The 7427-nt window shown below is 58.5% G+C and carries 5 protein-coding genes; 1 reads left to right on the top strand and 4 read right to left on the bottom strand.

Going from position 1 to position 7427, the window contains the following annotated elements; genetic code table 11:
* Together ACXJ5O_RS14720 and ACXJ5O_RS14715 are read right to left on the bottom strand one after the other, a co-directional pair.
* Positions 1-605 (bottom strand): ribonuclease D (locus tag ACXJ5O_RS14720; RefSeq protein WP_457300534.1); only part of this gene is annotated, 605 nt, incomplete at its 3' end.
* A gap of 12 nt (positions 606-617) precedes the next feature.
* Positions 618-2018, bottom strand: coding sequence for a M20/M25/M40 family metallo-hydrolase (locus ACXJ5O_RS14715; RefSeq protein WP_457300533.1), 1401 nt, complete (start codon positions 2016-2018; stop codon positions 618-620).
* A gap of 418 nt (positions 2019-2436) precedes the next feature.
* On the opposite strand from ACXJ5O_RS14715, the gene polA reads away from it, so the two are divergent.
* The gene (gene polA / locus ACXJ5O_RS14710) at positions 2437-5391 is read left to right on the top strand and encodes a DNA polymerase I (protein ID WP_457300532.1); all 2955 of its coding nucleotides are present in this window, start codon (positions 2437-2439) and stop codon (positions 5389-5391) included.
* Between the two features lie 158 nt (positions 5392-5549).
* On the opposite strand, the gene ACXJ5O_RS14705 is transcribed toward polA, so the two are convergent.
* Together ACXJ5O_RS14705 and ACXJ5O_RS14700 are read right to left on the bottom strand one after the other, a co-directional pair.
* Positions 5550-7133: an FGGY-family carbohydrate kinase gene (locus ACXJ5O_RS14705; RefSeq protein ID WP_457300531.1), complete on the bottom strand. Its 1584-nt coding sequence runs from the start codon at positions 7131-7133 to the stop codon at positions 5550-5552.
* On the bottom strand, positions 7133-7427 hold a 295-nt coding region (locus ACXJ5O_RS14700), incomplete at its 5' end, for an HAD family hydrolase (RefSeq protein ID WP_457300530.1). The genes ACXJ5O_RS14705 and ACXJ5O_RS14700, both read right to left, overlap by 1 nt.

Genomic DNA, 7427 nt, shown 5'->3' with positions numbered 1-7427 from the left:
AAGATATCCTGTTCATCCCATCCCATCAGATCGAGCCTGGAGCGGGTTGGAAGGAACTCGAAGCAAGCGGCCGCTTCCTCCGAACGCCCATCGCGAATGAGCCGCTGCTGCAGGATCGTGCGTAGACGGTGCAGATAAAGGACATCTGAAGCGGCATATTCCAGCTGCGCCTGCGACAGATCGGGCGCGCCCCAATCCGATGATTGCTGCTGCTTGGAGAGATTGACTTCCAAGAGCTCGCTGCAGAGATCCTTCAGGCCATGGCGGTCCGTGTATGTCCGCACCAGACGCGAGGCGATCTTCGTGCAGAACACCGGCTTCGGCATGACCCCAAAAGCGTGGAAAAGTACCGCCAGATCAAACCGTCCGAAGTGGAAAATCTTGGTGATGGCGTCGTCGCCAAGCAATTTGACGAGATTGGGCGCCGCTGTCTGACCCTTGTCGATCTGGATAACATCCGCCGAACCATTGCCCGGTGATATCTGCACGACGCAGAGCCGGTCGCGATGCGGATTGAGCCCGAGCGTTTCGGTGTCGATTGCAACAGCATCGACCTGATAGTGCTTGAGGTCGGGCAGATCATTGCGGTGAAAGCGGATTGTCATCGTCGTTTCCTGTCACACTTTTCCTGGAATTGCCAAAGCGTCGAGAATGCGCGCCCAGGAGCGCTGACCCTTGTGGAAAGAGGTCAGCTCATATTTTTCATTCGGAGAGTGGATGCGGTCATCCTCCAGCCCGAAGCCCACGAGCAGCGATTCCATGCCGAGCATACGCTGGAAATCCCCGACGATCGGAATCGATCCGCCCATGGCGATCAACACGGCAGGCTTTGGCCACTCGTCGCTCAAAGCGTTCTTCGCCTTGCTTAGCAGCGGCGATTCGTAGGAAAGCTGGATTGCGGGAGATGCACCGTGTTCATGGAACTCGACCGAGCAATCGGCGGCAACACGTTCGCGTACGAAAGCACGGAAAGCTTCGCGGATTTTCGCCGGATCCTGCTTGTGCACAAGCCGGAACGACACTTTGGCAGAGGCTTCAGCCGCGATCACAGTCTTGAAGCCCTGCCCCGTATAGCCGCCAGTGATGCCATTGAATTCGGCGGTCGGGCGCGCCCAGATCAGTTCGAGGAGCGAACGGCCCTTCTCCCCGGATGGTATCGAAAGGCCGACTGGCCCCAGGAAATTCTCCGGCGTGGCATCGAGCCCCTTCCACATCTGCAGTATCTGCGTTGGCGTTTCCTCAACCCCGTCATAGAAGCCAGGAATGGTCACCGCGCCATTCTCGTCGTGAATATCGGCAAGAATCTTGGTGAGGATGCGGATCGGGTTGGCGGCAGCGCCGCCAAACATGCCGGAATGAAGATCGCGATCCGCAGCCTTGATGACGATTTCTTCGCCGACAAGACCACGCAGACCAACCGAGATCGCCGGTGTCTCTCCGTCCCACATGCCCGTGTCGCAGACGAGAGCAAAATCCGCCTTCAATTCGTCCCGGTGAGCGTCGAGAAACGGCTTAAGCGATGGCGAGCCCGATTCCTCTTCGCCCTCAAAGAGAATGGAGATCTTGACCGGCAACTTGCCGTGCACTTCCTTGTACGCGCGGCAAGCTTCGACGAACGTCATCAGCTGGCCCTTGTCATCGGATGTGCCGCGACCTGTCAGAATCTTGCGGCCATTACCGACATCCTTGATCGCCGGTTCGAAAGGATCGTGATCCCACAGATTGAGCGGATCAACCGGCTGCACGTCGTAGTGACCATAGAACAGTACGTGGGGCGCATCGGCGCCTGGCCCTTCATGATGGCCAACGACCATGGGATGGCCCGGCGTGTCCCGGACGCTGGCTTCAAACCCGATCGATTTCAGATCGGCAGCCAGCCATTCGGCTGCCCTGCGGCATTCGGATTTGAAGGCGGGATCCGTCGAGATGGACTTGATTTTCAGGAGATCGAAAAGTCGCTCCAGGCTTTTATCCAAATTATTATCGAGCGTATTCAACACAGGTTCGAGAGCTGACATGCTATTTCCTGAAAGGCTGGAATTCGTGAAGGGAGTTCTTCTTAGCGCATTTTGGATGCGGCGGCACATAAAATTGCTGCGTCCCATTGCCCAAAAGAAATGGCCGCCGTGGCGGGGGGACCACAGGCGACCAGATCACTACACTCACTTTGCGGTCAACCCTGGAGAGGGGGATGAGGCTGGCCGCAAGTCCGGTGTTAGGCGGGGGACGAGCCTTATAAACCGGACATCGATCTAACGTCGACAAGTATGGATTTGGGGGGCAAACCGTGGCAATTCAAGGGCACAAGAGATTACATATTTGTAACAAAGGTGTGATGCGCAAATGTCAGGATGATTATGTTTCCACGGGTAGTTTCCGCGAAACCGAAAGACACCGCATTCCCTTTTTCCCGATCATCATTTAATCGTAGGCGCCATGAAAAAAGGTGATCATCTCTTCCTCGTCGACGGTTCCGGTTATATCTTCAGAGCCTATCACGCATTACCTCCTCTGACCCGCAAATCCGACGGTTTGCCGGTCGGCGCTGTGTCGGGTTTCTGTAACATGCTGTGGAAGCTGCTGCGGGAAGCGCGCGACACGTCCGTCCGCGATACGCCCACACACTTTGCCGTGATCTTCGATTATTCGTCGCATACATTCCGCAAGGAAATCTATCCGGAATACAAGGCAAACCGCTCGGCACCACCGGAAGATCTCATTCCGCAGTTCGGCCTGATTCGCCAGGCAACCAAGGCTTTCAACCTGCCCTGCATCGAAAAAGACGGCTACGAGGCGGACGATCTGATCGCCACCTATGCCCGCCAGGCCGAAGCGGCGGGCGCGGAGGTCACCATCATCTCTTCAGACAAGGATCTGATGCAGCTCGTCACGCCGATGGTGACGATGTACGACAGCATGAAGGACAAGCAGATCCGCATCCCCGACGTCATCGAGAAATGGGGCGTACCGCCTGAGAAGATGATCGACCTGCAGGCGATGACCGGCGATTCAACCGACAACGTGCCGGGAATTCCCGGCATCGGACCGAAAACGGCGGCGCAATTGCTGGAGGAATTCGGCGATCTCGATACGCTGCTTGCACGGGCCGGCGAGATCAAGCAGCAAAAGCGGCGCGAGAACATTATCCAGTATGCGGAACAAGCCCGCATCTCCCGCCAATTGGTAACTTTGAAGACAGATACGCCGGTCGACGTCGGCATCGAGGATTTTAGCCTGGAACCTCAGAATGGCCCCAAGCTCGTCGCCTTTCTCAAGGCAATGGAGTTCAATGCATTAACGCGCCGTGCGGCAGAGGCAACGGGCGTCGAAGCCAGCGAGATCGAACCGGCAAACGTGCCCATCCAGGCTGTTGCAGAGGCGCACGGACCTGACCTTGATATCGCATCCGGAGACGATCTCCCCAACCCGCCAAAACCCGCTGCATCGGCAGCACCGACCAGCGCCAAGCCAGCTTATGGGAATGTAGAGGGGACACCGGCCGATCTGGTAAAATCCCGCACCGACCAGGCGCTTGCGGCCAAGATCGACCGCAGTTCCTATGCCACCATTCGGGATGTTGCTGCCCTACAGGTCTGGATCGACGAAGCGATGGCATCGGGTGTCATCGCTTTCGACACGGAAACCACGTCCTCAGACCCTATGCAGACCGAAGTCGTTGGACTGTCGCTGGCGACGCGGCCGGGACGTGCCGCCTATATCCCGATCAATCACGTATCAGGCGACGGCGATCTTCTCGGCGGCGGGCTGATCGAGCACCAGATACCCGAGCGCGAAGTGTTTCGCATGTTGAAGCCGCTCCTCGAAGACGCGTCGGTCCTCAAGATAGCGCACAGCATGAAATATGAGTGGCTGGTCATGCACCGCTACGGCATCGATCTTCATCCACTCGACGATACGATGCTTATCTCCTATGTGCTCGATGCCGGTGAAGGCAGTCACAGCATGGACAGTCTTTGCGATCGCTGGCTGGGTCACAAGCCGCTCGCCCACAAGGAGTTGATTGGCTCGGGCAAGTCATCGGTCACCTTCGACAAGGTTTCCATCGAGCGCGCAACGGAATATGCGGCGGAAGATGCCGATGTCACCTTGCAGCTCTGGCGTCTGCTAAAGCCTCGTCTCGTCGCTGACGGGTTGATGTCAGTGTATGAGCGGCTGGAGCGGCCGCTTATACCTGTGCTCGCGCGCATGGAAGAGCGCGGGATTTCCGTTGATCGCCAGATTCTTTCGCGCCTGTCGGGTGATCTCGCCCAATCCGCCGCAGCAATCGAGGAAGACATTTACCGGCTCGCTGGCGAGAAGATCAATATCGGCTCGCCGAAGCAGATGGGCGATATCCTGTTTGGCAAGATGGGCCTGCCCGGTGGTTCCAAGACGAAGACCGGGCAATGGTCCACATCGGCCCAACTCCTTGAAGATCTTGCTGCGGAGGGTCACGAGCTGCCACGCAAGATCGTCGACTGGCGTCAGCTGACGAAGCTTAAATCGACCTACACCGACGCCCTGCCCGGCTATATCAACCCCCGGACCAAGCGTGTGCACACCTCCTACGCCATGGCGGCGACCTCGACGGGCCGCCTGTCTTCTTCCGAGCCGAACCTGCAGAACATTCCGGTGCGCACGAGCGAGGGCCGCAAGATCCGCACCGCCTTTATTGCCGAGCCGGGAAACAAGCTGATTTCCGCCGACTACAGCCAGATCGAATTGCGCGTGCTGGCGCATGTCGCCGAAATTCCGCAACTGACGCAGGCTTTTGCCGATGGCATCGACATTCACGCCATGACTGCCTCCGAAATGTTCGGCGTGCCGGTGAAGGATATGCCTTCGGAGGTTCGGCGCCGCGCCAAGGCGATCAACTTCGGCATCATCTACGGCATTTCGGCATTCGGCCTCGCCAATCAGCTGTCCATTCCGCGCGAGGAGGCCGGCCAATATATCCGCACTTATTTCGATCGTTTCCCGGGGATCAAGGATTACATGGAAGCGACGAAAGCATTCGCCCGCCAGCATGGCTATGTCGAGACGATCTTCGGCCGGCGCGCGCACTATCCGGAAATACGGTCGTCCAACCCGACACATAGGGCGTTCAACGAGCGGGCCGCGATCAACGCGCCGATCCAGGGCTCAGCGGCCGATATCATTCGCCGCGCCATGGTGCGCATGGAATCTGCCTTGGATGAAGCCAAGCTCTCGGCTCGCATGCTGCTGCAAGTGCATGACGAATTGATCTTCGAGACTGTCGACGAGGAGGTCGAGGCGACTATTCCGGTCATTCGTCATGTCATGGAAAATGCTGCCATGCCCGCGGTGTCTCTGTCAGTGCCGCTGCATGTCGATGCGCGCGCGGCGCATAATTGGGATGAGGCGCATTAGGATCAGCCGCCAAACCCTCCCCCTTGTGGGGAGGGTGGCTGCGCAGCAGCCGGGAGGGGTCGCTTAAATAGAACTAGAGGCCCCTCCCCGTCGCTTCGCTCCGTCCCTCCCCACAGGGGGGGAGGGTCAGGCCGGCACACTGCATTCCACAATTTTCGTTACTGCAGCGTATCCAGCACTTTGCGCTGGGCATGCATCTCAAGGAAAATGCGGTAATCCCTGTCGAGGCGATCCCGCGCGGCCGGGTCAGCTTGGCGTGGCCGGCCCCCCTGTTTCATGGCCATGCAGGCGGAAGGCAGGTCGGGATAGAGGCCGGCTGCCGTCGCAGCGACCATGGCCGTGCCGAGCAGTACGGCATCTTCGGCCGCCGACGTGATGACCGTGCAGCCGGTAGCGTCCGCATAAAGCTCCATCAGCAAGGGGCTTTTGGTATGGCCACCTGTCACGTGCATCGTGTCGATGGCATAGCCCTTGTCGTTGAGCGCATCGAGGATGTGCCGGACACCCAGCGCGATCCCGACACAGGTGCGCCAGTAGAGGCGACAAAGGCTATCGAACGATGCGTCCAGTGTCAGACCACTGATTACTCCTACGGCGTGTGGATCGGCGAGCGGTGAGCGGTTACCATGAAAATCCGGAAGAACGTGCAGGCGGCTGGCGAGATCCGGCCCTTCCCTTTCGCGCAGTTCCATGATCCGCTCGGTGATTTTCTTGTGTACGGCAGCATTCGGATCGCCGACGGCTCCATGCCAGCGGGTGATATGGTCCAGCAATGCTCCGGTAACGGACTGGCCGCCTTCGCTGAGCCAGCAATCCGGCAGGGCAACGCCATAATACGGGCCCCAGCCCCCACTGAATGAAATCGGCTCCTGGGATAGCGCCATAAGGCAGCTCGATGTACCAGCGATCAGCGCGAGGTGGCGATCGATTTGTGACAGATCGCCGGCAAAGCCGCCGAGTACGCCGAGTGCACCGGCATAAGCATCGATCAACCCCGCCCCAACGTGACAGGACGTGGTCAGCCCGAGAGCCTTGGCAGCTTCGGGCGTCAACCGCCCGACATCTGCCCCCATGGGACTGGCACGCTCGGGCAGATTGCCGCGCTCAACCAGATCCTCCAGGCCGATGGTTTCAAGATAATCCGGCTGCCAGCCCTCCAGCTCATGCGCAAGGTAAGTCCATTTGCAAGTCAGGGTGCATTGCGAACGGGCCAGCGAACCTGATGCTTTCCAGCTCAGATAATCGGCAAGGTCGAAGAAATAGCCGGCTTTGTTCCATGTCTCCGGCAGATGGCGTTTCAGCCACATCAGCTTCGGCGTCTGCATTTCCGGCGACATGACGCCGCCGAGATAGCTCAGCACTTTGTGACCGGTCGCCGTGCATTCATCCGCCTCATCCAACGCGCGGTGATCGAGCCACACGATTGTATCCCAACGTTTCTCGCCGGACGTCGAGACGGTCAGTTGACTGCCTTCTTCATCTCGAACGACGAGAGAACAGGTAGCGTCAAAACTTATGCCAACGACATGGGAGGGATCGACTCTGGACGCGGCAACAGCGCCCTGTACGGCGACGCAGACGGATTTCCATATGTCTTCCGAATCATGCTCCGCATGACCCGTAAGCGGCTGGTTCATCAGGATTGGATGTTCGACGCGACCAAGGAGTTTTCCACTGGCATCGAGAATACCCGCACGCGCGCTACCTGTCCCGACATCTACAGCGCAGACATATTCCGGCATCAACGAACTTTCGGTGTGGCTTCCTGCGTGAGCAAGCCCGGCAACTCCAACATGTCGCTGAATATACGGTCTGGCTTGCGGGACGCAAGTGCAGCCTCGAGCCGTCCGCCGCGCGAATGCGTACCGCCTGTGAAAGCAAAGACCCGCATGCCGGCACTCTTGGCCGCTTCGATCCCGGCCGGGCTATCCTCAATCACGAGGCAGTCCTTCGGCTCGACCTTCATCGTTTTCGCAGCCAATAGAAAAAGATCCGGTGCGGGTTTGCCATGTTTGACCATCGTGGCGCTAAAAATA

Source organism: Phyllobacterium sp. P5_D12 (assembly GCF_054049495.1).
The sequence above is the reverse complement of the archived record's forward strand: the minus strand, read 5'-3'. Positions and strand labels throughout refer to the sequence as shown.